Below are 25,476 nucleotides of genomic sequence, written 5' to 3'. Positions count from 1 at the left end.
CTCCTCGTGCACCATGGAGGCATGGACTCAGGTTCGGTGGCATTCCTGCGCGAGCTCCTGGCCACGACCGGCTGGCTCGAACGCACCCGCGAGCTGGGCCTGGCCCTGCGGACCACCCGCTCGCCCGGCGGCCTGCTGCTCGTCGGCCCTCCCGACGACGAACCCTGGCACGTCACCGCCCACCTCAGCGACGAGGCGAAGTTCTCCGGCCTGCCGCAGCTCGCCCCCACCCTGATCCGCTGGTCGCCGCCCGCCGACGCCCCCGCCCACCTGCGCGTCGGGCTCGACCGCCTGCAAAGGGCGGGCCGCGGCGAGACCCTGTTCGTGCTGTCGGAGCAGGCGGCGCCCGTCCCGCTGCTGGAACGCGTCGACGACGCCCGCCGCACCGGGGCGACCATCCTGGCGATCGAGGGCGCCGACTCCGAGCTGAGCGGGCTGGCCCACGACGCCATCGCCGTGCCGGCCACCGGGCTGATCACCTTCGACGGCGCCCAGCACCTGGTCAGCGCGGCGGCCGGCGAGGTCGAGCGGCGGGCGGGGCTGCGCGAGCGCCTGGCCCGCCTGCTGGAGAAGGTCAGCGGCCCCCGCCTGTCGGAGTAGGGCGCGGCCGCGGGTCAGGGCTGGGCGGCGAGGCGGGAGCCGAGTGCGGCCGCGGGTCAGGGCTGGGCGGCGAGGCGGGGGCCGAGTGCGGCCCGCAGGCTCTCGGTGGCCTCCTCGATGGCGCCGATCACCACCGCCTGCACCGGGTCCGGCTCGCCCGACCGCGTCCTGCTCACCCGGGTGACCGCGTCCAGCCGGCGCGCCCCCACCTCCCGCACCTCGCTCACCCGCACCTCGCCCTCCGGCACGTCGAGCAGGGCCAGCGCGGGCACGATCGCCACCCCGTGCCCGGCGGCCACCAGCGCGAGCACCGGCGAGAAGTCGGTGACGACGTGCGTCCTGCGCGGCTCGACGCCGTGGATCCCGGCGAGCCGGTCGAGCGCCTGCCCGCACGCCTGGTCCGGCTCGGCGGCCACCCAGGGCAGGCGCATCAGGTCGGCCGTCGACGCCGGCTCGGGCCAGTCCGGCGGCAGCACGACCCGGAACTCGTCCACGTGCAGCGGCCGGACGGTCAGCGACGGCTGCGCCGGGACCGGCAGGCTCATGTCCTGCTCGGTGATGAGCAGGTCGACGGCGCCCAGGCGCAGCTCCTGGAGGGCGGGCTGGCCGTAGACCTCGTGGATGACCGGGGTGATGCGGGGGTGGCGCTCGGCCAGTGCGCGCATCGCGGGCACCAGCATGTGCTTGATGGCCGTGGGGAAGGCGGCGATCCGCACCGGCCCGGCCAGGCGTTCGGTGAACCTGGTCAGCTCCTTCCTGGCCTCGCTCAGCTCCTCCTCGACCCGCTCGGCGTACCCGGCGAGCACGCGTCCCGCCGGGGTGAGCGAGACGCGGCGCTGCGAACGGTCGATGAGCGCCAGCCCGACCTCTCGTTCGAGCTGGGCGAGCTGCTGGGAGACCGCGGAGGGGGTGAGGAACAGCGCCTCGGCCGCGCGCATCACGCCGCCGCGGCGGGCGACCTCGTGCAGGACACGCAGGCGTCGAGGATCAATATCCATGCAGGTCAGCTTACGTCTACCTTTAGCTTTCTTTATTTGTGCTTTAAGGCCAAAAATCCAGAGAATATCGGCCATGGATCTCCTCCTCGACGCCGTCGGCTGGGCCGGAGCCGCCCTGCTGCTGGCCGGGTACGCCCTGGTCTCGTCCGCGCGGCTGTCCGGCGACGGCGCGGCGTACCAGCTCGTCAACCTGTTCGGCGCGCTCGGACTCATGGTCAACAGCGCCTACAACGCCGCCTGGCCCTCGACCGGGCTGAACCTCGTGTGGGCCGCCATCGGCACGGTGGCCCTCGTCAGACTCGTCCGGGTGGGAGCAGCCAAATGATCGTCGAACTCAGCCACCGCATCACCGAGGGCATGACCACCTTTCCGGGCGTCCCGGGGCCGACGCTGGGCACCCACCTGAGCAGGGCGGACTCACGCGAGGTCTACGCCCCGGGCACCGAGTTCGAGATCGGCGTGATCACGCTGGCCGCCAACACCGGCACCTACCTGGACACCCCGCACCACCGCTACGCCGGCGGCCAGGACCTGGCGCAGGTGCCGCTGAGCAGGCTGGCCGACCTGCCCGGCCTGGTCGTGCCGGCCTCGGCGGACGGCCGCGAGGTGGTGCTCGACACCGCGCTCGACGTACGCGGCCGGGCCGTGCTGATCCACACGGGCTTCGACCGCCACTTCGGCACCGACGCCTACTTCCGCGACCACCCGTACCTGGCGCCGGAGTCGGCGGCGTGGCTGGCCGAGCAGGGCGCGGCGCTGGTCGGCATCGACTCGCTCAACATCGACGACACCCCGCCGCACGGCGAACGCCCCGCCCACACGATCCTGCTGAGGGCGGGGATCCCGATCGTCGAGCACCTGACGGGGTTGTCGGCGCTGCCCGGGGAGGGGTTCAGGTTCCATGCCGCGCCCCCGATGATCGCGGGCATGGGCACCTTTCCCGTACGGGCCTACGCCGTGGTGCCGTAGGCGGGCGCTACTCGTCCTCCTGCTCGGCCTCGTCCCACGCCTTGTTGCGGTCGGCGGCGCGCTGCAACGCGCCCGCCGCCTCCTGCTCCGAGGCGTAGGGACCCATCCGGTCCTTGTTGGGGCAGCCTTGTTCGGGCTCGACCCGCATGTGCTTGAGACAGAACCACCACTGGCCTTCGCTCACATGGTCAATTCTGCCCCGTAGACTCGTGTTTCATGACGACACTGCTCCAGCCCGGGCGAGTCTCGCCCGTCCGGAAGGTCCCCGCCCACATCGAGCGGCCGGAGTACGTCGGCAAGAAGCGCCCCACGACCGGCGAGTCCGACGTGAAGACCCCCGAGATCATCGAGCGCATGCGCGTGGCCGGCCGCATCGCCGCGCAGGCCCTTGAGGAGGTCGGCCGGCACATCGCCCCGGGCGTCACCACCGACGAGCTCGACCGCATCGGCCACGAGTTCCTCATCGACCACGGCGCCTACCCCAGCACGCTGGGCTACAAGGGCTATCCCAAGTCGCTGTGCACCTCGATCAACGAGGTCATCTGCCACGGCATCCCCGACGACACCGTGCTGCGCGACGGCGACATCGTCAACATCGACATCACCGCCTACATCGGCGGCGTCCACGGCGACACCGACGCCACCTACCTGGTGGGCGAGGTCGACGAGGAGTCGCGCCTGCTGGTCGAGCGCACCCGCGAGGCCATGATGCGGGGCATCAGGGCGGTCGCCCCCGGCCGCCAGCTCAACGTGGTCGGCCGCGTCATCGAGGCGTACGCCAAGCGCTTCGGCTACGGCGTCGTGCGCGACTTCACCGGCCACGGCATCGGCACGAGCTTCCACTCCGGCCTCATGGTCCCCCACTACGACGACCCGTCGCTGCGGGTGGAGCTGGTGCCGGGCATGACGTTCACCATCGAGCCGATGCTCACGCTGGGCACGATCGACTACGACATCTGGCCCGACAAGTGGACCGCGGTGACCAAGGACCGCAAGCGCACGGCCCAGTTCGAGCACACCATCGTGGTCACCGAGACGGGCAGCGAGATCCTGACCCTCCCCTGACCGGCCCCGGCCGTCACCGCCGCCTGGGGATCGCCCCGCTCACCGTCGTGCCCTCGCCTGGCACGCTGTTGACCGACAGGCTGCCGCCGAGCTCGGCGAACGCGGCCCGCATCCGCGCGATCCCGCCGCCGGTCTCACCATCGGGGAAACCGTGACCGTCGTCGCTGACCGTCAGGCGCAGGCCGCTCGGGCCCGTGGTCACCGCCACCGCGACCGTACGGGCCCGGCTGTGGCGCTCGACGTTGGACAGCGCCTCGCGCATCGTCTCCATGACACCGCCCGACACCCGCGAGGGCACGTCGGTGCCGGGCAGCGCCCAGGTCTCGACGGCGATCCCCGTCCGCTCGGACCATTGCGCCAGGAGGCCTTCGAGCGCCTCGGCCAGGCTCTGCCCCCCGCGCATGCGTGTCTCTTCCGCCAATGGTCTCGCCTTCCTCGGCACCCCGGGCTCGCGCCGGTCCCCACTCCGACGCCCCGCACGCGTCGCGCAATCCCCCCTCAAGGTCTGCGCACGCTAGCTGATGAGGTTATGCCCTTCTCCCCTGTGAGACAGGCTACCCGGCGCTCCTGAGACCTGTGAGCGGAGGATAGGGTGCCATGGCCGAACCGCTACTCGCCCTTGTCAGCACGGTTGAGACGGGCGAGGTAGTCGTTGTAGGAGTCGAGTTCGGTGTCGCGTGCGCCGCCTCGGTCGGCCTTGCGGTCGGCGCGGCGGGCCTGCCGTTCGTCGTCGCGGTACCACTGGGCCGCGATGGCCAGCAGCACGAGCAGCGTCGGGATCTCGCCGAAGCCCCACGCGATGGCCCCGCCGTCCTGCTGGGTCTGCAGGAGGTTGTCGCCCCACGTACGGCCGAGCGGCTCGTACCAGCCGGCGGCGATCACCGAGCCGGTCATCATCAGCGCGATGCCGAAGAAGGCGTGGAAGGGCATGGTGACGAAGAGCATCAGCAGCCTGCCGACGTACGGCAGCCGGCTCGGGCCCGGGTCGACGCCGATGATCACCCAGAAGAACAGCGAGCCGCTGAGCAGGAAGTGGAGCGTCATCCAGATGTGCCCCAGATGCTCCTGCATGGCCGACTCGAACAGCGGCGTGAAGTAGAGGGCGTACGTGGAGCCGATGAAGATGGCCGTCGCCACGACCGGATGGGACATGACCTTGACCACCCGGCTGTGCAGGATCGTGGTGATCCACTCCCGGGGGCCCCTGTCGCCCCGCCTGGCCGCCGGCTTGAGCGCCCGCAGCGCCAGCGTGACCGGGCCGCCGAGGACCAGGAAGATCGGCACGATCATGGACAGCGTCATGTGCTCGATCATGTGCACGTCGAACAGGACCTTGGCGTAGCGGGCCAGGCCGCTCTGGGTGGCGAACACCAGCAGCGCGATGCCGATGAACCAGGCGGCGGTGCGTCCCCACGGCCAGGAGTCGCCGCGCCGCATCAGCCGGTGGACGCCGGCGCCGTAGAGCCCGGCGAGCACGGCGGCCACCGCGGCGAAGAACAGGTCGAACCACCACAGCGAGAACACGTTCGCAAGCGTGATCTCCGGCGGGACGGGGAAGCCGAGCAGCTCGAAGGCCCGGTCGGCGGGCACGCTGAACTCGGGGGGCGGCGTGCGCGACAGCGCGACGGCCAGCCCGACGGTGGCCAGCATGAGCAGCGTCTCGCCGCCGGCCAGCCGGGTGAACGCCCTGGGCCGGCCCGCCTCCAGGTCGACGAGCGTGCGCTGCCGGTGCCAGTAGCCGACGTAGCCGAGCAGCACGAAGGCGACGATCTTGGCAAGGGCCAGCAGGCCGTACTGGGTGGTCCACAGGTCGGACAGCGCGCCGAGCCGGGCGACCAGGCTGAACACGCCGGACAGGCCGACCGCGACGAAGCACCACAGCGCCATCGCGGAGAACCGGGCGGCGGCCACGGTGAGCTGCGGCTGCCCGCGCATCGCGTGCGCGGCCAGCACGACCAGGCCGCCCACCCACAGGGCGAGCGCGAGCAGGTGCAGCGAGACCGCCGAGGTGGCCAGGTCGTGGTTGGGCGAGGAGGAGGTGTGGCCGGTCAGCGGCGGCGGCAACATCGTCACCAGCGCGAACACCAGCAGGCCGGCCGCGGCTCCGGCGGTGATCGCGCCGCGCGAGAACAGCGCGATGGCCACCCCGAACAGCACCACCAGCGTGAGCGCCACGCCCTGGGTGGTCTGGGTGGCGGTGCTGGTCAGGTATTCCCTGTTGAGGATCTGCGGGACCGTACGGCCCCAGGAGTCGGCCGTGGTGAACACGATGGCCAGGAACGCCGAGCCGGCCCACCCGAGCGCCGTCCAGGACGAGGCCCGCACGTAGAGCAGGCCCGGCTTGCCGAGCATGCCCTTGTCGTTGGGCAGCAGCAGGGCCGCCGTGAGCAGCAGGCCGACGGTGAGCACGCCGGTGACGTCCATCAGCAGCTTGGACACCGGCAGGCCCCACCTGACCACCGCCCCGGCGTCGGGCAGCCCGGGGATGATCCTGGGGAAGGCCCTGCCACCAGCGATCATGCCGATCACCAGGGCGGCGACCGCCGCCACCGCACCCGCGAGCGCGAGACGCGCCGTTCTGCTCATGGCTTCTTCTTCCGCGCGCTGAACAGGAACCCGATGCCGATGCCGACCAGCGCGCCGATCACGATGACCAGCCAGGTCGGGAAGCCGGTCCCCTGCTCGGCCGCGACCTGCTCGGCCGCGGGAGCGGCCGGAGCGGTGGAGGGAGCGGGGGCGGCGGTGGAGGGCGCGGCCGTCGCCGCGTCGGTGGCCGTCGCGCTCGGGGAGGGCGCCGGCGCGGCCTTGACCGTGAAGGGGATCTCGCCCTCGATCGGATGGCCGTCGGAGGAGACGACCCGGTAGGCGAGGGTGTACTTCCCGCCCGGCAACGGCCCCTTGACCGCCTGCCGCACCACCGCGCCGTCGACCTCGGGCTTGCCCTCCTGGAAGACGGCCTCGCCCGCGCCCCGGACGATGACGAACGGCATGCGCACCTTGGCGGTGAACTCCAGCCTGACCTCGTCGAGGGCCTCGACCTCGGCGCCCTTGGCCGGGTCGCTGCTCTTGAGTGAGTCGTGGGCCAGCGCCGGCGTGGCGGAGCCGAGCACGAACAGGGCGGCGAGAATCGCGGTGAGTGCCGCGAGCGGGGAACTCTTCATGGCATCACCAAGGCTACCGACGCCACCGCCCGGTCCTGACCTCGCTACAGCCCCGCGCAGGCGAGAGCCCGCTGGTAGGCGTCCACGGCGCCCTCGGAGTCGCCCAGCTGCTCCATCGTCTCGGCGGTGGCGTACCAGGTGGACGCCGAGCGCCGCGAGTCGGGCAGCGGCGTCAGCCAGTCGCGCACGGGGACCACGTGAGCACGGGCCTCCTCCGTCCGGCCGACCCCGCCGTAGACCCTGCTGAGCAGCAGGTCGGCCTCGGCGCCGAGCGCCGACCCCGCGTACGGCAGCAGGTCCTTGCCCGCCTTGGCCTGCTCGACGGCCTCGTCGAGGTTGCCGGTCATGGCCTCGGCGACGCCGAGCTCGATCCGGACGCGGGCGCGCTCGATGGGGCTGGTCGAGGTCTGCTCGTGCTCGACGACGGCCTGGCGCAGCACGTCACGCGCGGCGGCCGCCTCGTGCGGGCGGGCCTTGAGCCGCTTCTGCGTGAGCGCGAGGCGCATGATCGCGATGCTGCGCGGCTGCCCGTGCTCGAGCTGCACGGCCATGGCCCGCTCGGAGAAGGACAGCGCCTCCTCGGTGTGGCCGGTGGCCGCCGCGGTGTTGGAGGCCATCCAGTTGGCGGCCACGATCGAGCGCGGCGTGCCGAGGGCGTCGGCGGCGTTCAGCAGCTCGGCGGCGAACTGGCGGGCCCGCAGCAGGTCGCCGCGCTCCATGTACGCCGCCAGCAGGCTGCCGCCCAGCTCCACCAGCAGATCGTTCCAGACGGGCCGCACGGAGGCGTTGAGAATCCGTTCTGCGACCTCGACCGCCTCGGTGAGCCGCTCGCTCTCGCGGTAGCTGCGGCACAGGTTGATGGCGATCTCGATCCGGCGCTCGGTCGACAGCTCCTCCTCGCGGAGCCGCAGCAGGATGGCGATGGCGCCGTCGAGGTCGCCGCTGGCCTGTGTGGCGAGCGCGAGCCCGAACTCGGTGTCTTGACGAAGCGCCGTCAACCCTGTCAGGTTGTTGTTCGCCAGCAGCTCGGTGTAGCGCGTGCGGGCCTCGGCGACTTCACCGTTCTCGAGCGCCAGGCGCGCGTAGCCGAGCGCCAGCTCGATGTCCTCCATCTGCTCGGCGGTCACGCCGTTGATCAGGTAGGACAGCGAACAGTCAAGTTTCTGCGCCAGCAGCTCCAAGACCGCAGGGGTAGGGGTACGCTTGCCACTCTCGATCAAGGAGACGTAGCTGTCCGACAACTCTGGGTGCGCCAGCTGTGCCTGTGACAGGCCGCGCTGTCGCCGAACGGTCTTGATGCGGAGTCCGACCAGGTCAGATGTGGTCACAGTCGTTGCTCCCTGAGATGATGAAGTCCGAGCAACCCCACATAGGCGAGGGAGAACCCCCCATGCGTATGCGTATTGCCCTGTCTGCGCTAGCCACCGTGCTCATCGCGGCGGTGGCTGTTGGAGGCCATGTTACGGCCGCAAGTGCCGAAACGTCTGCAATCTACTCAGGCCAGGACCAAGCGCACTGCTGCTAGCCGGCTGACTTCATCAAGAGGGGGTGCATGACGCGCCTCTGAGACTTGCACCGCACCCAAGCCTTTCAGGCACAAGCCAACTGCATGGGACAACGGCGTCCCAACCCCGTCGATGTGCCCCCTCTTCCGACATCTGGCCCAGAGCGTACCTGCCGCCGTCTACATTCGATCTACAGTCGTCGGACCGCTTCACCGCCACCGGATTCTGACTACGCTGCCTTGATGAGGGGGAAGCGGGGCCGTACCGGGGAGGACGCGTGAGCGACGACATCTACATTCGCCTTCTCGGCGCCGTTCACGCCGAACGCGGCAGCCGGCCCCTCGATTCCGGCCCGGCCCGGCAGCGGGCCACCCTCGCCATCCTCGCCTCGGCCGCCGCCCGGCCCGTCTCCGTGCGCCAGCTCGTCGACGGCATGTGGGGCGACGAGCCGCCGCGCAACGCCGAGCAGAGCGTCTACACCTACGTCGCCGGCCTGCGCCGCGCCTTCGAGCCCGACCGCGGGCGGCGCGCCCCGTCGCGGCTGTTATCGGGCACGGGCGCCGGATACGTCTTACACGTCGGCCCCGCGCAGGTCGACTCGCTCTGCTTCGCCACGCGGCTCGACGAAGCCCGGGCGTGCCAGGGCGACGGCGACGACCGCCGGGCCGTACGCCTGCTGGACGAGGCCCTGGCGCTGTGGCGCGGCCCCGCGCTGAGCGGCCTGACCGGCCCGTTCGCCGAGCGGGAACGTTCCCGTCTTGAGCTGTTACGGCTGACGGCCCTGGAGCAGCGCTCGGAGAGCCTGCTGCGTCTGGGCCGTCACCACGAGATCACCGAGGACCTGCGCGACCTGACCGCCCGCCACCCGCTGCGCGAACGCACCCGCGAGCTGCTCATGCTGGCCCTCTACCAGTCGGGCCGCCAGGCCGAGGCGCTGGAGGTCTACGAGGAGGGCCGGCTGCTGCTCCTGGAGGAGCTCGGCCTGACGCCGGGCGAGGGGCTGCGCACGTGCCACGAGCTGGTGCTGCGCGGGGGGCCCGCTCCCTGGCGGGGCGCCGAGGTGCCGCACCAGCTCCCGCGCCACCTGGCGGGGTTCGTGGGCAGGTCGCGCGAGCTGGGCGAGCTGGAAAGGCGGCTGTCCCCCGGCGGCGGGCGTCCGCCGACCCCGCTGGTGATCGTCTCCGGGCCGCCGGGCGTCGGGAAGTCCACGCTCGCCGCCCAGGTCGCCCACCTGGTCCAGGACCGTTTCCCCGACGGTCAGCTCTTCGTGAACTGCCGCGGCGCGACACCGGAGCTGCCCGCGCTGACCGCGCTCGACGTGCTCGGCCGGTTCCTGCGCGGGTTGGGCGTGGCGGCCGCCGCCGTGCCCGCCGACCCGGACGAGGCGGCGGCGATGTGGCGCAGCCTCCTGCACGGCCGCAAGGTCCTCGTCCTGCTGGACGACGCCGCTGACCTGGCGCAGATCCGCCCGCTGCTGTCCACCCCCTTCGGCACCGCGCTGCTGGTCACCAGCCGCGAGAGCATGCCCTGGGGCGAGGACTCCTACCAGCTCGAACTCGGCCGGATGTCCCCCGACGAGTCGGCCGCGATGCTGGCCGGGCTGGCCGGGGAGGAGCGCGTGCGGGCCGGCGCCGGTGACACGGCCGAGCTCGTACGGCTCTGCGAGGGCCTGCCCCTGGCACTGCGCATCGCAGGGGCCCGCCTGGCCAGCCGCCCCGACTGGAGCGTCGCCGCGATGGCCGGCCGCCTGGGCGACGAGCGGCGGCGGCTGCACGAGCTCGTGGCCGGGGACCTGGCCGTGCGCTCCAGCCTGGCGGCCAGCTTCACGGCGCTCGAACGCAGCCCCCGTCCCCTCGACCGGGTGGCCGCCCGCACGCTGTCCCTGCTGGGCCTGCTGCACGTGCCCGAGATCACCGCCGAGGCCGCCGCGGCGCTGCTCGGCGCCGACCCCGTCGAAGCCGACCTGGCCCTGGAACGGCTGACCGACGCGCACCTGCTCGACCGCTCCCGGACCGGCCACTACCAGCTCCACGACCTCGTCCGGCTGTTCGCGGGCGAGCTGCGGCCGCGCGACGCCAAGAAGCCGGTGCTGCGCGCGCTCGCGTACTACGCGGCCTCCACGCGGCTGGCCAGCGGCGTCATCGACCCGCACCGCGTCCAGCGCGGCACCGCTCCCGGGACGGCCGCTCACGTGGTGACCGACCGGGAGGAGGCGACGGCCTGGCTGCTGGAGGAGGAGGGCGTCCTGACGGCGGCGGCCCGCCAGGCGCTCGCCGCCGGGGACAACGACGTCGCGGCGATGGGCGTGGCGCTCACACTCGCCCTGGAATGGCCCTACCAGCGCAGCTATCGGACGCTGGAGATGGCCGAGCTCAGCTCGATGGCCCTGAGGGTGTGCGAACGGCTCGGCGACGTGGAGAACACCATGCACGCCCACGGCCTGCTCGCCAACGCCCTGCGCATGCGGGGACGTATCGAGGAGGCCGTCGAGCACCTGCGCGCCGAGCTGGCCATCGCCAGGCGGCTCGGCGACACCTTCTCCGAGCAGCGCGCGTTGGGCAACCTCGCCAACGCGTACTTCAACGGCGACCAGTACGAGCAGGCGATCGTCTTCGCCGAACAGCAGCTCGCGATCGCCGACCTGATCGGCGCCCGGGTCGGCGCCCGGTACGCCATGCTCATCATCGGCGAGGCCCACCTGGCCCTCGGCCGGGCGCAGGAGGCCCGCAAGATCCTGGCCCTGGCCCTGACCGAGGCCGAGCAGGTGGGCGACAAGACGCACCAGGCGCAGCTGCGCGCGGTGCTCGGCCGGGTGCACCTGGATCTGGGCGAGCCGGAACACGCCCTGCCCCACTACCTCATCGCCCTGGAGCTGATCGAGCGGGCCGGTTACCGGGTGGGACGGCTGCGCGACCTGGTCGGGCTGTCTCGCACGTACCGGGCCATGGGCAAGCTCGACCTGGCGCTCGCCCACGTCACCGAGGCGGTGGCCGGCGCGGACGGGCTGGCGGAGTGGGAGACGGAGGCCAGGGAAGAGCAGGCCGCCGTGCACGAGGCCCGCGCGAGGCTCGCATGATCGACGGCATCGGCATCCGCCTGCTCGGCCCGGTGACCGGGGTGCTCGGCGGTGCGGAGATCGACCTGGGGCCCGCGCGGCAGCGGGCGGTCATCGCGATGCTGGCCTCTCCCCCGAACCGCGTCGTGACCATGGGGCAGCTCGTGGAGGGGCTGTGGGGGGAGGGCCCGCCCCCCAGCGCCGAGCAGAGCCTCTACACGTACGTTGCCGGGCTGCGGCGCGCGCTCGACCCCGGCCGCAGACCCGGCCAGCGGTCCACGGTGCTGATCGGCGAGGCGGGCGGGTACCGGCTGCTGGTCGATCCGGCCCGGGTGGACTCCTGCGTCTTCGCCGAGCTGGTGGAGGCGGCCGGCGCCCACGGGCCCGAAGGCGACGGCGACGCCCTGCGCCTGCTCGACCGGGCGCTGGCCCTGTGGCACGGGGTGGCGCTGAGCGGCCTGACGGGCCCGTTCGCCGAGACCGAGCGCAACCGCCTGGACGAGCTGTTCCTTACCGCCTCCGAGGCCCGCGCGGAGCTCCTCGTCCGGCTCGGCCGCGCCCGCGAGACCGTGGCCCCGCTGCGGGAGCTGGCCGGCCGCCACCCGCTGCGCGAGCGCCTGCACGAACTGCTCGTCCTGGCCCTGCACGGCGACGGCCGCCAGGCAGAGGCGCTGCAGGCGTTCGAGGACGCCAGGCGGATCCTGGACGAGGAGCTCGGCGTCCTGCCCGGCGAAGGCCTTAGCGCGGCCCACAAGCAGGTCCTGTCCGGCGGCGCGGACGAGGTCGAGCCGGCCCGTCCCGTCGTCCCCCGGCAATTGCCGCGCGATCTCATCGGGTTCGTCGGCAGATCCGAGGAGGCGGCCTGGCTGAGGTCCTTGCTGGCGCCGGAGAACGGCCCTCCGCACCCGTTCGTGGTGATCTCGGGGCCACCCGGTGTGGGCAAGTCGGCGCTGGCCGTCCACGTGGCGCACCGGGTCGAGGAGCGGTTCGCCGACGGCCAGCTCGCCGTCGGCCTGCGCGGCGGCACGCCGGGCGTCTCCCCGCTGCCGCCCCACGAGATCGCCGGGCGGCTGCTGCGCGGCATCGGCGTGTCGAACAGGGACATCCCCGCCGACCTGGACGAGGCGGCGGCGATGTGGCGCAGCAGGCTGCACGGCAGGAGGCTGCTGGTGTTCCTGGACAACGCGGCCGGTCTGGCGCAGATCAGGCCGTTCCTGGGCACGCCGCTGGGTGTCACCGTGCTCGTGACCAGCAGGGAGTCCTTCAGCGCCGGGGACGACTGCGTGCAGCTCCGGCTCCGCCGCCTGTCCTCCTCTGACGCCGCGGCCATGCTGACCAGGCTGGCCGGCGCCCAGCGGGTGGGGGCCGACGCCGAGCACACCGCCACCCTGGTGAGTCTGTGCGAGGGTCTGCCGCTCGCGCTGCGGATCGCCGGCGCGCGCCTGGCCGACCATCCCGAGTGGAGCGTGGGTGCGCTCGCCGACCGGCTCATCGACGAGCGCGGGCGGCTGCACGAGCTGGCCGCCGGAGACCTGGCCGTGCGCTCCAGCCTCGTGGGCAGCCACCACGGCCTGGCCACCGGCTCGCGCCCGCTCGACCGGCTGGCCGCGCGGACCCTGCCGCTCGTGGGGCTGCTGCACGTGCCCGACATGACGGCCGACCTGATGGCCATGCTGCTCGGCACCTCCACGGACGAGGCGGAGCGGGCCCTGCACCGGCTGGCCGACGCCCACCTGCTCGACCCGGCCGACGGCGGGCGCTACCAGGTGCACGACCTCGTCAGGCTCTTCGCCGGCGAACTGCGTCCCGCGGACTCGAAGGGCCCCCTGACGCGGGCGCTGGCCTACCTGGCCGCGTCGGCGCGGTCGGCGAGCGTCACCGTCGACCCGCACCGGGTGCAGCTCGCCCGGCACGTCGAGGGGCCCGCGCGCCGGTTCGCCGACGCCGTACAGGCCCGGGACTGGCTGGAGGAGGAGCGGCAGGTCCTGAACGCCGCGGCCGTCCAGGCCCTGAAATCGCCGGACGACGACCTCGCCGAGCTGGGCGTGACGCTGACCTTCGCGCTCATCTGGCAACAGCAGCGGGAGCATGCCGGCCAGGAGATGGTCGACCTCAACACCCTGGCACTCGGAGTGTGCGAGCGGCTCGGCGACGAGAGGGCAGCGCTCGCCGCGCACGACCAGATCGCCAACGGCCTGCGTCTGACGGGCCGGCTGGAACAGGCGGAGCCTCACCTGGAGGCGGCGCTGGAGATCGCGGTGCGGATCGGCGACTCCTTCGGCGAGCTGCGCGCGCTCGGCAATCTCGCGAACCTCTGCATCTCCCGACAGCGGTTCGAGCCGGCGCTGGCCTACGCCGAGCGCCAGCTCGCCGTGGCGCGGAAGGCCGGGGTCCAGGTCGGGATCCGGTTCGCCCTCCTCATGACGGGCAGGGGCCAGCTCGGCCTGGGACGGCCCCAGGAGGCGTACGAGCCGCTGCGCGAGGCCCTTGATCTGGCCGTCGAGGCGGGCGACGAGACCCAGCAGGCGCAGGCCCGCCTGGTGCTCGGCGAGGTCCTGATCGAGCTGGGTGAACCCGAGCTCGCCCTGGAGCACCTACGGGCCACGTTGTCGGTGCTCGTCTCGATGGGCCACCGGTTCAAGGTGGACACCCTCATCTCGATGTCACGGGCCTCCCGCGACCTCGGCCGGCTCGACGACGCCGGGTCCTACGCCGACCAGGCCCTGCGGCTGACGAAGGAGTTCGGTTACGTCCTGTGGGAGAAGCGGGCCGAGAAGGAGCAGGCCGCCGTGCGGGCGGCGACGAGGATCGCGGCGGGCGGCTCGTGAGCGCGCCGGAGCTCGGTCTGCGTCTGCTCGGGCCGGTCTCGTGCGTGCTCGACGGCGAGCAGGTCGATCCGGGGCCGCCGCGACAACAGGCGGTCCTGGTGATGCTCGCGGCCTCCCCCGGCCTGGTGGTCACCAAGGACCAGCTCATCGAGGGGCTGTGGGGCGGACAGCCGCCGATGAGCGCCCGGCAGAGCGTCTACACCTACATCGCGGGGCTCAGGCGCGCGATCGAACCGGCCCGGGGCCCCGGCGCGCGGCCGGCCCTGCTCGTGGGTGCCGCGGGCGGCTACCGGTTACTCATCGAGCCGGACCGGGTGGACGCGATCGCCTTCGCCCGGCTGGCGGAGGCGGCCCGCGGATCGGCCGGGGCCGGCGCCCAGGCCGAGGCGTTGCGCGGCTACGACCGGGCGCTGGGGCTGTGGCGGGGGGCGGCGCTCGGCGACGTGCCGGGGCCGTTCGCCGAGACCGAGCGGGCCCGGCTGGAGGAGCTGTACGTGACCGCCGTCGAAGGGCGGGCCGCGGCCCGGATCCGGCTCGGCGCCGCAGACGAGGCCATCCCCGAGCTGAGGGCCCTGGTCGCCCGGCATCCGCTGCGCGAGCATCCGTACGAGCTGCTCGTGCTGGCGCTCGACGCGTGCGGGCGGCGGCAAGAGGCGCGGCGCGCCTATGAGGAGGCGCGCCGGATCCTGGCCGACGAGCTGGGTGTCGGGCCCGGCGAGGAGCTGCGGAAGGCGTACGCGCTGGTGGGCGCAGAAGCCGAACTCACGGGGGCAGAGGGACCGGTCCCCAGGCAGTTGCCGCGCGACCTCGGCGGCTTCGTCGGCAGGTCCCACGAGATCGCCCGGCTGCGGGCCCTGCTCGCGCCCGGTGACGTCGATCCGCCGCAGCCGCCGGCCGTGATCTCGGGAGCGCCCGGCTCCGGCAAGTCCGCGCTGGCCGTGCACGTCGCGCACGGCGTACGGCACCGCTTCCCGGACGGGCAGGTGTTCGTCAACCTCCGCGGCGGGACTCCGAACATGCCACGGCTGACCCCGCAGGAGATCGTCGCCCGGCTCCTGCGCGCGATCGGCACACCCAACGAGGAAGTGCCGCCCGGCCTGGACGAGGCGGCGGCCCTGTGGCAGGCCAGGGCCGCGTCCAAGAGGCTCCTCGTGCTCCTGGACGACGCCGCCGACCTGGAGCAGATCCGCTGGCTGCTGCCGGCGCCGGCCGGCGTATCCGTCCTCGTGACCAGCAGGGACACGTTGCAGGCGGAGGACGATCTCGCCCGGCTCCGTCTGGGCCGGCTCTCGTCCGCCGAGGCGAGAACGATGCTGGCCATGCTGGCCGGGGAGGACCGGGTCGGCGCCGACCCCACCGGTACCGCGTCGCTGATCCGCCTGTGCGACGGGCTGCCGCTGGCGCTGCGCATCGCCGGAGCGCGCCTTTCCGACTGCCCGGACTGGAGCGTCGGCGAGCTGGCCGGCAGGCTCGCCGACGCCCGGACCAGGCTGCAGGAGCTGGAGGCGGGCGATCTCGCGGTCCGGTCCGGGCTCGTGGCGAGCTGGAACCATCTCACGCGCAGCGACCGCGCCCTCGACCGGGCGGCCGCGCGCATGCTGGCCGTGCTCGGGCTCGTGCACCTGCCCGACCTCCCGGCGGACGCGGCCGCGAGGCTGGCCGGCGTCACAGAGCGCGAGGCCGGGCAGGCGCTGGACCGCCTCGGCGACGCGAACCTGCTCGAACGGGACGCGCGCGGCCGCTACCACCTGCACGACCTCGTACGGGTCTTCGCCGGCGAACTGGCCCCCGCTGAGGGACGCAAGGCGCCGCTGCTGCGGATCTTCCACTACTACGCCGCCGGCCTGCGGTCGGCCTGCCGTATCGGGGACCCCAACCGGGTCCACTCGGTGCACCTGCCGGTGGCCGGTCCCGGCCGCACCTTCCAGGACGCCGGTGAGGCGAACGCCTGGATCGAGCAGGAGGAGTCCACCTTGCTGGCCGCCGCGGCCCAGGCCATGGCAGATCCGGACGACGACATCGCCCGTACGGGTGCCGCCATCGGCCTGGCCATGTTGTGGCCCCAGCAGAAGGCCTACCGCGTGGCCGATCTGATCTCCGTCGGCAACCAGGCGCTGTCGGTGGCCGCACGCCTCGCCGACGACGAGACCGCCATGCACGCCCACAGCCAGGCCGGAGCCGGCGAGTACTTCAAGGGCGACCTCACCGCCGCGCTGGAGCACCTCGACCGGCACCTGACCCTGGCCAGACGCTTGCGGGACCGCTTCAACGAGCAGCGGGCCCACGGCAGCCTGGCCGCCACGTACGCGAAGGCCGAGAGGTACGACCAGAGCCTTCTGCACGGGCTGGCCCAGCGGGAGATCGCCAGGGAGATCTCCTCGGCGGTCGGCGAGCGGTACGCCCTGTTGCAGATCGGCAACGCCTACCAGCACCTGGGACGTCTGGAGGAGGCGGCGCCGGTTCTGGAGGAGGCGGCGGCCATGGCCGGCCGGGCCGGGGACGCCGCGCTCGAAGGGCACATGCGTCGCGCACTCGGCGGCCTCCAGCTCGACCGCGGTGACCTGGAGGCCGGGCTCGCCCAGCTCGGACTGGCGCTCGACCTCGCCGTCACCGCCGGCACCAGACTCCTGGAGCTGCAATGTCTGATCCTGCTCGCCCGTGCCAACCGGCTGATGGGCCGTCGGGCGACGGCGCGGGAACGCCTGGGTGAGGCCGAGTCGCTCGGGCACGCCCTGGACAGCGCGTCCTGGCTGGAGCGCGCCGCCGCGGAGCGGCAGGCCCTCGAGGCGGAGGAGGGCCGCTGAGCCGCTGGTCAGGCGGGCGGGGTGGTGTCGCGGAGTGCCAGGAAGAAGTCGACGCGGTCGGACATCGCCGACAGGTCTCTGCCGGTCAGCTCCTCGATCCTGCGGATGCGGTAGCGGACCGTGTTGACGTGCACGTGGAGCCGTTCGGCGCAGGCGTGCCACGAGCCCGAGCAGTCGAGGAAGACGCCGAGCGTGCGCACCAGCCCGGACTGGTGGCGGCGGTCGTAGGCGAGCAGCGGGGACAGCAGCCGGTCGGCGAAGGAGCGGCGCACGTCGCCCGGCACGGTGGCCAGCAGCAGCGCGTGGGTGTAGATCTCGTCGCTGGTGACCACGCCGCCGCCGCGGGCCTCGGCCAGCCGCCTGGCGTGCCCGGCCTCCTCCACGCCGCCCTTGAGCGCGGCGGCGCCGGTCAGCTCGCCGCTCAGGCCGACGCTCAGGCGGACGCCGGGCAGCGCGGCCAGCACGGCGGCCCCGGCCCGCAACCGGGCGGCCAGCTCCCCGGCGCTCCTCCCCCGCAACGCGACCACCGCCACCGCCCCACCGCCACCGCTTCCCTGAGGTGGTTCGGCGGAGACGGGGGCGGCGACGACCTCGCGGGTGAGCAGTTCCTCCAGGATCCGGCCACCGAGGACGGCGGGGCCGGCAGGGGCGGCGGGGGCCGGGCCGGGAAGGGGCGTCGAGCCCGGATCGGCTCCGCCGGCGGCGCCGGGGCGTGACGCGGTGGCGCTGGCCACGGCGTACGGCTCGTCCGCGTCGATGCCGCACGTGCGCAGCCGGGCGTTGAGCTCGGCCACGTCGGACTCGGCCAGGGCGGCCGCCACGAGCTGCCCGGCCAGGCGGCGCTCGACCCGGCGGCCCTCCTCCAGGCGGCCGCGTTCGAGTGCCACGCAGGCGGCCAGCTCGTAGCCGAGGTCGGCGCGGCCCAGCAGGTCGCCGTCGCAGGCCAGGACCCAGCCGGCCGCCCGGTGGCCGCGTCCGACGGCGAAGAGCGTCGCGCCGCCGGCCAGGGCGGGCAGCCGGGGCGCGGTCAGGTACGCCCTGGCCAGCTCCGCCGGATCGGCGGCGGTACCGACGATCACCTCACCGGACGCGGACAGGACGGCGCCCGTGACGCCCAGCTCGGCGGCGGTCAGCTCGAACAGCCCGCGCAGGTCGGCGCCCTCGGCCAGGGCCGCCACGAGCCTGCGATGACGCCCGAGCGCGTCGCGCACGTCGCCGGACAGCCGGGGCGCGACCAGCTCGGCCAGCGTGCGGAAGGAGACCTCGACCGGCACCTCGACCAGCGGCAGCCCGGCCTGCTCGCAGGCTGAGACCAGGTCGGCGGGCACGTGCCCGAGGCGGGCCGCACCCGCGCCGAGGGCGGACACCCCGCCCTCGACCAGGGCGGTGACGAAACGGGCGGAGTCGGCGGCGGTGTGGCGCCACATCAGCCCGGTCAGCACCAGCTCGCCGCCGGACAGGTAGCGCCCCGGCTCGGGCAGGTCGGTGATGTGGACCGTGCCGAACTCGCGCTCCGGGTCGCCGGCCAGCAGCCTGAGACCCAGCTCGTCGATCGCCAGCAGGTCACTGATGCGCACTTGGAGGAATATACAAGCCCGCTCTGTCAAGCGATGACCGGGATTTCACGTCGCGGGCATAGGAGGCCGGGCCGGGCCGGTGCTCTACTCGGAGGATGACGGAGACGGTCCACTCCACCAGGTCCGAAGGCGTCGGCGGGTCCGCGGGGGTCGGCACGAGCGCGCGGCGGCCGGACGCGAGGCTGAAGGTGACCGGCGAGTTCGCCTACGCCTCCGACCTGTGGCTGGACGGCATGGTGTGGGGCGTCACGCTGCGCAGCCCGCACCCGTCGGCCTGGATCCGGTCGATCGACGTGGGCCCGGCGCTGCGGATGCCGGGCGTGCTGGCCGTCCTGACGCACGAGGACGTGCCCGGCGAGAAGTTCTACGGCCTCGACCACAAGGACCAGCCCGTGCTGGCCATCGACCAGGTCCGCCACCAGGGCGAGCCGGTGGCGCTGGTGGCCGCCGACCATCCGGAGACCGCGCGCAGGGCCGCGCGGGCCATCGTGGTCGGCTACGAGCCGCGCCAGGCGGTGACCGATCCGCGCGAGTCGCGGGAGTACGTCAGGCGCCAGCCGGTGCGCAAGGGCGACACGTTCGAGGCGGAGGTCGTCGTCACCGGCGAGTACGAGGTCGGCATGCAGGACCAGGCGTTCCTCGGCCCGGAGTCGGGTCTCGCGGTCCCGGCCGAGGACGGCGGCGTGGACCTGTACATCGCCACCCAATGGCTGCACGTGGACCGCGACCAGCTCGCCCCCTGCCTGGGCCTGCCGCCGGAGAAGGTGCGGCTGACGCTGTCGGGCGTCGGCGGCGCGTTCGGCGCCCGCGAAGACCTGTCGATGCAGGTGCACGCGTGCATGCTGGCCCTGCGCCTGAACCGCCCCGTCAAGATCGTCTACGGTCGCGAGGAGTCGTTCTTCGGCCACGTGCACCGCCATCCGGCCCGGATGCGCTACGAGCACGGCGCGACGCGCGACGGCCGGCTCGTCTACGTCAAGGCCGACATCCTGCTGGACGGCGGCGCGTACTGCTCCTCCTCCCCCGCCGTCGTCGGCAACGCCGCCTCGCTGGGGGCCGGGCCGTACGAGGTGCCGAACGTGTGGATCGACGCCGCGGGCGTCTACACCAACAACCCGCCGTGCGGGGCGATGCGCGGGTTCGGCGCGGTGCAGGCGTGTTACGCCTACGAGTCGCAGATGGACCGGCTGGCCGAGGCGTGCGGCCTGTCGCCGGTCGAGATCAGGGCGCGCAACGCCGTCTCCCAGGGCTCGGCGCTGGCGACCGGCCAGGTGATCGACTCCCCCGCGCCGCTGGCCGGCATGTTGCGCGAGCTGGAGGCCATGCCGCTGCCCGCCCCGCGGACGGGGGCGGACCTGCGCGTGCTGCCGGGCGGCGTCTCCCAGACCACGCACGGCGAGTCGGTGCGGCGCGGGATCGGCTACGGCGTCGGCATCAAGAACATCTGTTTCTCCGAGGGCTTCGACGACTACTCCACGGCCCGGGTGCGGGCCGAGCTGGTCGGCGGCGAGCCGCGGGTCACCGTGCACACCGCCGCCGCCGAGGTGGGGCAGGGCCTGGTCACGGTCCAGGCCCAGATCGCGCGCACCGAGCTGGGCATCGAGGAGGTGACCGTGGCGACCGCCGACACCGCCGTGGGCTCGGCGGGCTCGTCGTCGGCCTCGCGGCAGTCCTACGTGACGGGCGGCGCGGTCAAGGCGGCCTGCGAGGCGGTGCGCGAGCGGTTCGGGGGGCTGCCGCCGCGGGAGGCGCTGGCCAGGTTCGGGCCGATCGAGGAGACCCGCGAGTACCGGCACCGGCCCACGAAGCCGATGGACCCGGTGACCGGGCAGGGCGACTCGCACACGCAGCTCGCGCTGTGCGTGCATCGTGCGGTGGTGGACGTGGACGTCGAGCTGGGGCTGGTCAAGGTGGTGGAGCTGGCCGCGGTGCAGGACGTGGGCAAGATCATGAACCCGCAGGCGCTGGAGGGCCAGATCCACGGCGGCACGGCCCAGGGCCTCGGCCTGGCGCTCATGGAGGAGATCCAGGTACGCGACGGCCGCGTGCTGAACCCGTCGTTCACCGATTACCTGATCCCCACCATGCTCGACATGCCGCCCATGCAGCTGAAGATCCTGGAAAATCCGGACCCGTCCGCGCCGTACGGCCTCCGCGGCGCAGGTGAGCCGCCCACGCTCTCCGCCACCCCGGCCGTCGCCGCCGCCGTACGCGCCGCGACCGGGCTGCGGTTGACTCGCGTTCCGATCAGGCCGGAAGATATCGCCTTGTCCAATCACGGGGAGGTATCCGATGGCGAGCGGTCGTGAAGCCGCCGAGGCGGAGTTCAGTCGCTTCGACACCGACGGCGACGGTCTGCTGACCGCGGCCGAGATCAGGCAGGCCAACGAGGCGCTGGGGGTCCACGGCGCCTCCGAGGAGGAGATCGAGGCGTTCATCAAGGCCGCCGACACCGACGGCGACGGCCGGATCGGCCTGGAGGAGTTCGTCGGCCTGGTCGGCCACGGGCGGCACGAGAAGGCGTGATCATGTCCCCCGCCGGGTAGGTGACCCGCACTCCCCTCGGTCATGACGAGGGGGACGTGTGGTGCTCGACAGACTCTTCGAGCTGACCGGGCGGGGGACGACCGTCGGACGCGAGGTCCGCGGCGGCCTGACCACGTTCATGGCGATGGCCTACATCATCCTGCTCAACCCGATCATCCTGGCCGGCGCGCAGGACGTCACCGGGGCCCGGCTGTCCATCGCCGAGCTGACCACCTCGACCGCGCTGGCGGCCGCGCTCTCCACCCTGCTCATGGCGTTCGTCGGCAACGCGCCGTTCGCGCTGGCCGCCGGGCTCGGGCTGAACGCGGTGGTCGCCTACCAGGCCGCGCCGCACATGACGTGGCCGCAGGCGATGGGGCTGGTCGTGCTGGAGGGCGCGGTCATCATCGTCCTGGCCGTCACCGGCCTGCGCACCCTGATCATGAACGCGATCCCGCTGGCGCTCAAGCACGCGATCAGCGTCGGGATCGGCCTGTTCATCGCCCTGATCGGCCTGGTGGACGCGGGTTTCGTCGCCCGGGGCACCGGCACCCCCGTGCAGCTCGGCGCGACCGGCCACCTCACGGGCTGGCCGGTCACGCTCTTCTGCTTCGGCCTGCTGCTGATGATCGTCCTGTACGTGCGCAGGACCCCGGCCGCCATCCTCATCAGCATCGCGGTCACCGCGGTCCTGGCCGTCCTGGTCAACTCGCTGGTGCCGGTCCCGCCCAAGGAGTGGGGCGTGGTGGTGCCGCACATGCCCGAGTCCCTGGTCGCGGCGCCCAGTTTCGGGCTGGTGTGGCAGTTCGACCTGTTCGGCGGGTTCGCCAGGGCGGGCGCGCTGACCGCGACCGTGGTGCTGTTCACGCTGGTGCTGTCGGGCTTCTTCGACGCGATGGGCACGATCATCGGCGTCAGCGACGAGGCCGGGCTCGTGGACCGGCTGGGACGGGTGCCGCGGCTGGGCCGCATCCTGACCGTCGACGGCGTCGCGGGCATGATCGGCGGTTCGGTCAGCGCCTCGGCCAACACCGTCTTCGTCGAGTCGGCCGCCGGTGTGGGCGAGGGGGCGCGCACCGGTCTGGCCAGCGTCGTGACCGGGGCGCTGCTCGGGCTGACGCTGCTGTTCACGCCGATCGCCGCGGTGGTGCCGGCGGCCGCGGCGGCGCCCGCGCTGGTGCTGGTCGGGGCGCTGATGATGACGCAGTCCAAGAACGTGCCCTGGACCGACATCGAGCTGGCCGTGCCGGCGTTCCTGACGATCGCGCTGATGCCGTTCACGTACTCGATCACGAACGGGGTGGGGGCCGGGGTGATCTCCTACACGCTGATCAAGGCGGCCCGGGGCCGGTTCGCGGAGATCCCGTGGTTGTTGTGGGCCGTCTCGCTGGTCTTCCTGGCCTACTTCGGCATCGACGCCCTCCGGGCCCTGTTCGGTTAGCGGATGTCAGCGCTGTTGCAGGCCACGCCGTTCTGGTCGAGGTCGGGATACCAGGAGTACTCCTCATGCCGTCCGCGCGTGTAGGGGCCGTCGCCGGCGGCCTGGGCCTCCTTGCAGCTGGCGTACCGCTTGTCGGGGACCCGGGCGACGCCCGCGGGGGCGGTCGTGCCGGTGGTCGCGGTGCTCTGGCCGGTGTCCGCGGGCTGCTGGTCGGTGGGCTGCTGGTTGGTGGGCTGCTGGTTGGTGGGCTGCTGGTCGGTGCCCGGCTGGGACGACTGCGGCTGCGCGGGCTGCGACGGGTCCGGCTGGGACGGCTGGGAGGGCTGGGACGGCGGCGTGCCGAGCATCCGGACCACCAGCGCGTCGGCCTCCTCCTTGGTGAAGCCCGCGATGCTCAGGCTGTCGCCGTCCATGCTCTGCGTGACGACCGGCGCGGCCAGGACCGTCTTCGGCGTCTGCTCGCCCTCGGGCGCCAGCACGATCGCGACCTGCCGCTGCGTGGGCTGGAGCTCGTCGATGAGCCGCACCAGCCGGTCCTTGAAGACGGGCGCGACCGCGACGCGCACCGAGTAGGAGTTGTCGGTCCCCCGAACGGCCTCGATCCGCTGCACGGCGCCGACCGTGACGCCGTCCTCCAGGAGGTAACAGGTGGTCTGCTGCTCGTCGAGCACGGCCGGGTCGCCCGGGCAGGGCGCGGTCTTGGTCTCCTTGACCGGCGCGAAGTGGAGGGGCGTGGCCAGGCGCTGCGGCGGCGCGCCGCCGAGCAGCGGGCTGTCGGGGCTCCTGGTCATCAGGACGGCGACCGTGCCGAGCACGCCCGCCACGACGACGACGAGCACCAGCGAGACGGTCAGCACGATGGTGGTGAGGCGGCTGGCCTTCGGCTCCTCCGGCTCTTCCGGCTCCGCGGGTGGCGCCTCTACCGGTCTGTCCATCGTTGACGACCCCATCCTGACGTTCGGGCTGCCGGTGAGCTTATCGAGGACGGGCAGCAGCGGGGTAATCAGCCGAAAAATCCTCACCTATCCGTGAGATCGGAGGAAAAATGGAAATGAGAACGCAGGTTGTCGGCAACTTTCCACGCGAACGAGGGATGACCCCATGAAGGTCGGAGTTCCCCGCGAGGTCAAGAACAGCGAATACCGCGTCGCACTCACCCCCGCGGGCGTCCACGAACTGGTACGCCACGGGCACCAGGTCCACGTCGAGCGGCAGGCGGGCCTCGGCTCGGCCATCCCGGACGAGGACTACGCCGCGGCGGGCGCCGTCATCGCGCCGCACGCCGACGAGGTGTGGGCCACGTGCGACCTGATCATGAAGGTGAAGGAACCGGTGGCCGAGGAGTACCACCGGATGCGCAAGGGCCAGATCCTGTTCACCTATCTCCACCTGGCCGCCTCGGGCCCCCTGACCAGGGCCCTGCTCGACTCGGGCGTCACGTCCATCGCCTACGAGACCGTGCAGAACAGGGACGGCTCGCTGCCCCTGCTCGCCCCGATGTCGGAGGTGGCCGGACGGCTGGCGCCGCAGGTCGGCGCGTACCACCTGATGCGCTCGCAGGGCGGCAGGGGCGTGCTCATGGGCGGCGTGTCCGGCGTGCGGGCGGCGAACGTCGTGGTGATCGGCGCCGGGGTGTCCGGCATGAACGCCGCCGCCATCGCGCTCGGCATGCAGGCCGAGGTGCTGCTCCTCGACCGCAACATCGACAAGCTCCGCCAGGCGGACATGATCTACCAGGGTCACTGCCAGACGGTCGCGTCGAACACCCTGGAGATCGAGAAGGCCGTGCTGGAGGCCGACCTGGTCATCGGCGCGGTGCTGGTGCCGGGGGCCAAGGCGCCCATGCTGGTCACCGACGACCTGGTGAGCCGGATGAAGCCGGGCTCGGTGCTGGTGGACATCTCGATCGACCAGGGCGGCTGCTTCGAGGGCTCGCGGCCGACCACGCACGCCGAGCCGACGTACCGGGTGCACGAGTCGGTCTTCTACTGCGTGGCCAACATGCCGGGGGCGGTGCCGCACACCTCGACGTTCGCGCTGACCAACGTGACGCTGCCGTACGCGCTGGCCGTCGCGGGCAAGGGGTGGCGCGAGGCGGTCCGCACGGACGCCGCCCTGGCCGCGGGCGTGAGCACCCACGAGGGACGCCTGACCAGCCGGCCGGTGGCCGAGGCGCACGGCCTGGAGTGGTCGCCGCTGGAGGAGGCACTGGCCTGAGCGGACCCGAACGGGGCCCGGTCGCGCGAAACGGGACCGGGCCTTGGCCGTCACCGATCCGCACGTTACCGTGAGTCACGAGACCATGACGATCCGTGACAACGGAGGCTTGGATGGATCCGGTGCTCCTGCGCGGCAGCGCGGAACGCAACTTCGACGACCTCGACACCGACGGCGACGGCTTCCTGACCAAGGACGACTACACCGCGCTGGCCCACCACCGCATCCGGCGGGCCGGCGGGCGGCCGGACACCCCCGAGGGAAAGAAGGTCGTGGCGGCGTTCCTCGAGACCTGGGACGTCCACGTCCACGCCCTCGACGCCGACCACGACGGCCGGATCAGCAGGGAGGAGTACGTCGAGTCCTTCCAGGCGCTGGTGCGCACGGGCGCGCTCGACGGCGTGCTGACCCCCATGTTCCGCGCCACCTTCGACCTCGCCGACCACGACGGCGACGGCGAGCTCACCGCCGCGGAGTTCCGCACGTTGTGGAACCGCGACGACGGGCTCTCGGCCGCCTTCCAGCGGGCCGACGCCGACGGCGACGGCCGCATCTCCTTCGAGGAGTACGCGCGCCTGCGCCGCGGCCTGCTCGTCGGCGACCTCTAGCGGAACCCCCGGACAGACGTCGAGGGCCCGGCCGGAGCCGGGCCCCCCCCGGGGGGGGGGCGGGGGGGTTTTTTTGTGGGGGGGGGGGGGGGGCCGCGGGGAAAATGGAAATAGACACAGGA

At 73.0% G+C, this 25,476-nt stretch carries 20 protein-coding genes; 12 read left to right on the top strand and 8 right to left on the bottom strand.

The window, feature by feature from the left end:
- Window positions 1-21 precede the first annotated feature (21 nt).
- Window positions 22-600 (top strand): hypothetical protein, encoded by a 579-nt coding sequence (locus tag ABZ459_RS08345; protein WP_357967510.1) that lies wholly within the window; start codon window positions 22-24, stop codon window positions 598-600.
- 56 nt (window positions 601-656) lie between these two features.
- On the opposite strand, the gene ABZ459_RS08340 is transcribed toward ABZ459_RS08345, so the two are convergent.
- Window positions 657-1,598 carry a LysR family transcriptional regulator gene (locus tag ABZ459_RS08340; protein WP_357967508.1) on the bottom strand — a complete coding sequence of 314 codons (942 nt, stop codon included), beginning with the start codon at window positions 1,596-1,598 and terminating at the stop codon, window positions 657-659.
- 73 nt (window positions 1,599-1,671) lie between these two features.
- Here ABZ459_RS08340 and ABZ459_RS08335 point away from each other — a divergent pair, with 73 nt between their 5' ends.
- Together ABZ459_RS08335 and ABZ459_RS08330 are read left to right on the top strand one after the other, a co-directional pair.
- Complete coding sequence (locus ABZ459_RS08335; RefSeq protein ID WP_357967506.1) at window positions 1,672-1,923, top strand: hypothetical protein; 252 nt, start codon at window positions 1,672-1,674, stop codon at window positions 1,921-1,923.
- Window positions 1,920-2,567: a cyclase family protein gene (locus ABZ459_RS08330; RefSeq protein ID WP_357967504.1), complete on the top strand. Its 648-nt coding sequence runs from the start codon at window positions 1,920-1,922 to the stop codon at window positions 2,565-2,567. The genes ABZ459_RS08335 and ABZ459_RS08330 overlap by 4 nt, the downstream gene beginning before the upstream one ends.
- A 7-nt stretch (window positions 2,568-2,574) precedes the next feature.
- Here the strand turns inward: ABZ459_RS08330 and ABZ459_RS08325 are convergent, their stop codons facing one another.
- Window positions 2,575-2,751: a hypothetical protein gene (locus tag ABZ459_RS08325; RefSeq protein WP_357700991.1), complete on the bottom strand. Its 177-nt coding sequence runs from the start codon at window positions 2,749-2,751 to the stop codon at window positions 2,575-2,577.
- A gap of 32 nt (window positions 2,752-2,783) precedes the next feature.
- On the opposite strand from ABZ459_RS08325, the gene map reads away from it, so the two are divergent.
- A complete protein-coding gene (map, locus tag ABZ459_RS08320; RefSeq protein WP_357967502.1) occupies window positions 2,784-3,632 on the top strand; it encodes a type I methionyl aminopeptidase in 849 nt (282 codons plus the stop codon).
- 13 nt (window positions 3,633-3,645) lie between these two features.
- On the opposite strand, the gene ABZ459_RS08315 is transcribed toward map, so the two are convergent.
- From ABZ459_RS08315 to ABZ459_RS08300, 4 genes are all read right to left on the bottom strand, one after another.
- Entirely contained in the window at window positions 3,646-4,035 is a 390-nt protein-coding gene (locus tag ABZ459_RS08315; RefSeq protein ID WP_357967499.1) for an ATP-binding protein, read from the bottom strand.
- 206 nt (window positions 4,036-4,241) lie between these two features.
- Entirely contained in the window at window positions 4,242-6,218 is a 1,977-nt protein-coding gene (locus ABZ459_RS08310) for a cytochrome c oxidase assembly protein (RefSeq protein WP_357967497.1), read from the bottom strand.
- Complete coding sequence (locus ABZ459_RS08305) at window positions 6,215-6,793, bottom strand: copper resistance CopC family protein (RefSeq protein WP_357967494.1); 579 nt, start codon at window positions 6,791-6,793, stop codon at window positions 6,215-6,217. The genes ABZ459_RS08310 and ABZ459_RS08305 overlap by 4 nt, the downstream gene beginning before the upstream one ends.
- A 44-nt stretch (window positions 6,794-6,837) precedes the next feature.
- Window positions 6,838-8,121: a helix-turn-helix domain-containing protein gene (locus ABZ459_RS08300; protein ID WP_357967491.1), complete on the bottom strand. Its 1,284-nt coding sequence runs from the start codon at window positions 8,119-8,121 to the stop codon at window positions 6,838-6,840.
- 454 nt (window positions 8,122-8,575) lie between these two features.
- Between ABZ459_RS08300 and ABZ459_RS08295 the strand changes: the two genes are divergently transcribed.
- The 3 genes from ABZ459_RS08295 to ABZ459_RS08285 are packed head-to-tail and all read left to right on the top strand — an operon-like array spanning window position 8,576 to window position 16,985.
- Entirely contained in the window at window positions 8,576-11,374 is a 2,799-nt protein-coding gene (locus ABZ459_RS08295) for a BTAD domain-containing putative transcriptional regulator (protein WP_357967489.1), read from the top strand.
- Complete coding sequence (locus ABZ459_RS08290) at window positions 11,371-14,181, top strand: BTAD domain-containing putative transcriptional regulator (RefSeq protein ID WP_357967486.1); 2,811 nt, start codon at window positions 11,371-11,373, stop codon at window positions 14,179-14,181. The genes ABZ459_RS08295 and ABZ459_RS08290 overlap by 4 nt, the downstream gene beginning before the upstream one ends.
- Window positions 14,178-16,985, top strand: a complete 2,808-nt coding sequence (locus ABZ459_RS08285) for a BTAD domain-containing putative transcriptional regulator (RefSeq protein WP_357967483.1) — start codon at window positions 14,178-14,180, stop codon at window positions 16,983-16,985. Before ABZ459_RS08290 ends, ABZ459_RS08285 begins: the two co-directional genes overlap by 4 nt.
- 8 nt (window positions 16,986-16,993) lie before the next feature.
- On the opposite strand, the gene ABZ459_RS08280 is transcribed toward ABZ459_RS08285, so the two are convergent.
- The gene (locus tag ABZ459_RS08280; protein WP_357967480.1) at window positions 16,994-18,562 is read right to left on the bottom strand and encodes a helix-turn-helix domain-containing protein; all 1,569 of its coding nucleotides are present in this window, start codon (window positions 18,560-18,562) and stop codon (window positions 16,994-16,996) included.
- 95 nt (window positions 18,563-18,657) lie between these two features.
- Here ABZ459_RS08280 and ABZ459_RS08275 point away from each other — a divergent pair, with 95 nt between their 5' ends.
- The 3 genes from ABZ459_RS08275 (at window position 18,658) to ABZ459_RS08265 (ending at window position 22,529) form a co-directional block, all read left to right on the top strand.
- Complete coding sequence (locus ABZ459_RS08275; RefSeq protein ID WP_357967477.1) at window positions 18,658-20,871, top strand: molybdopterin cofactor-binding domain-containing protein; 2,214 nt, start codon at window positions 18,658-18,660, stop codon at window positions 20,869-20,871.
- Window positions 20,855-21,088 carry an EF-hand domain-containing protein gene (locus tag ABZ459_RS08270; protein ID WP_357700825.1) on the top strand — a complete coding sequence of 78 codons (234 nt, stop codon included), beginning with the start codon at window positions 20,855-20,857 and terminating at the stop codon, window positions 21,086-21,088. Before ABZ459_RS08275 ends, ABZ459_RS08270 begins: the two co-directional genes overlap by 17 nt.
- A 61-nt stretch (window positions 21,089-21,149) precedes the next feature.
- Window positions 21,150-22,529, top strand: coding sequence for an NCS2 family permease (locus tag ABZ459_RS08265; RefSeq protein WP_357967475.1), 1,380 nt, complete (start codon window positions 21,150-21,152; stop codon window positions 22,527-22,529).
- Here the strand turns inward: ABZ459_RS08265 and ABZ459_RS08260 are convergent.
- A complete protein-coding gene (locus ABZ459_RS08260) occupies window positions 22,526-23,464 on the bottom strand; it encodes an excalibur calcium-binding domain-containing protein (RefSeq protein WP_357967472.1) in 939 nt (312 codons plus the stop codon). The genes ABZ459_RS08265 and ABZ459_RS08260 overlap by 4 nt on opposite strands.
- 166 nt (window positions 23,465-23,630) lie before the next feature.
- On the opposite strand from ABZ459_RS08260, the gene ald reads away from it, so the two are divergent.
- Window positions 23,631-24,746, top strand: a complete 1,116-nt coding sequence (gene ald / locus ABZ459_RS08255) for an alanine dehydrogenase (RefSeq protein WP_357967470.1) — start codon at window positions 23,631-23,633, stop codon at window positions 24,744-24,746.
- A gap of 113 nt (window positions 24,747-24,859) precedes the next feature.
- Complete coding sequence (locus tag ABZ459_RS08250) at window positions 24,860-25,354, top strand: EF-hand domain-containing protein (RefSeq protein ID WP_357967469.1); 495 nt, start codon at window positions 24,860-24,862, stop codon at window positions 25,352-25,354.
- Window positions 25,355-25,476 lie beyond the last annotated feature (122 nt).

This window comes from Nonomuraea sp. NPDC005692 (assembly GCF_040631115.1).
In the GTDB taxonomy this organism is placed as follows: domain Bacteria; phylum Actinomycetota; class Actinomycetes; order Streptosporangiales; family Streptosporangiaceae; genus Nonomuraea.
This window is presented reverse-complemented; position numbering and strand designations above follow the sequence as displayed.